This window comes from Streptomyces incanus, from assembly GCF_042656345.1.
GTDB lineage: Bacteria > Actinomycetota > Actinomycetes > Streptomycetales > Streptomycetaceae > Streptomyces > Streptomyces incanus.
The window spans coordinates 1-735 of sequence record NZ_JBHSPC010000142.1 but is presented as its reverse complement, the minus strand read 5'-3'; the positions used below and the strand labels follow the sequence as shown (position 1 = coordinate 735).

The window sequence follows — 735 nt, the reverse complement described above, 5'->3', positions numbered from 1 at the left end:
CCCCGGCATCCTACGGGCCAACGGAAGCCAGAAATCGACGAGTTATTTTTCGACAGCCCCCTGCGCCTACGCCGACACCACACCATGATCAGACAACACACCAGCGGGTATCCACAGATGCCGTACCAGTTCCTCTACCGCTCCTCAAGCCCTCGGACGAGTCTGCCTACATAGCAGGTCAGGACGCTGATTACCCGAAATCATGCCGATTACGTCCAGGCGACAAAGGCAAGAGGAAGCATTATCCGGGTTCGAAAGGCTCGTGCGCAGTCCCTCAAGGCGAGAACGCCCAGACGAAAGCCGCCAGCATCGGGACGATGAGTATGTCGAACCATCCGTAGCGAAGCCTCCTCACTGCCGGGATCATTTCGTCCACTTCCACGGCTTTCTGCGCCCGAAGTACTGCATGCCTGAGATCCCGCCTGGCCCCGTTTGCTCTTTTGCCGTCGAAGATGGAACGCGTCATGGACCACGGCATCACCACCCCGATGCCTTCCAGCTCGATTGCGCCACCCCTGCCCTCTCTACCGAGCAGGCGCACCGTGTCCAGCCCTGCATAGTATACGAAGAAAGGGTTGCACACCGTGACTTCGGTATCGCTCCATTCAACGAACGGCGTGATGCCGATGCGGATAAGTATCCAGCTCACCCCGCACGGCAGGGACAGGGCTAGAGACAATGCCGTTCAGTTAGCGGGTGTTGAGTCGTCCGCTGGTGCTCTGTCGGCGGGTCGTG

Annotated in this window: 1 protein-coding gene; it reads right to left on the bottom strand. The window is 59.3% G+C overall.

Features of this window, described 5'->3' with window-relative positions:
• Positions 1-274: 274 nt before the first annotated feature.
• Positions 275-649, bottom strand: coding sequence for a hypothetical protein (locus tag ACFP2V_RS34680; RefSeq protein ID WP_381219350.1), 375 nt, complete (start codon positions 647-649; stop codon positions 275-277).
• Positions 650-735: the final 86 nt, after the last annotated feature.